Annotated in this window: 1 protein-coding gene; it reads left to right on the plus strand. The window is 33.6% G+C overall.

The window, feature by feature from the left end; translation table 11 throughout:
* Positions 1 to 348: recombinase family protein (locus R2R70_RS19290; RefSeq protein WP_410978792.1), on the plus strand; the 348-nt coding region annotated here is incomplete at both ends.

The following is a 348-nucleotide window of genomic DNA, read 5'->3' on the forward strand; positions in this document are numbered from 1 at the left end:
GGGAGACATTAATGGAAGGTAATGTATTAAAAGTTGCTATATACACAAGGGTAAGTACTGAGGAGCAAAAAAGAACGGGTTTTTCATTGAAAGGACAAGAGGATGAATTAAGGGCATATGCAAAAAATAAAGGTTATGAGGTTGTTGAAGTCTATACAGATGGTGGACATTCGGGTAAAAACTTTAACCGTCCAGATGTACAAAGATTATTTAATGATATGAGAAACCATAAGTTTGATGCAATTTTAGTCTGGAAGGTAGACCGTATATCTAGAAAGAACAGGGATGTTTTAATGTTAATAGACAATGAACTACATCCGAGAAACATTAAACTATTAGTATCAACAT

The organism is Cobetia sp. SIMBA_158, assembly GCF_046566945.1.
In the GTDB taxonomy this organism is placed as follows: Bacteria; Pseudomonadota; Gammaproteobacteria; order Pseudomonadales; family Halomonadaceae; genus Cobetia; species Cobetia amphilecti.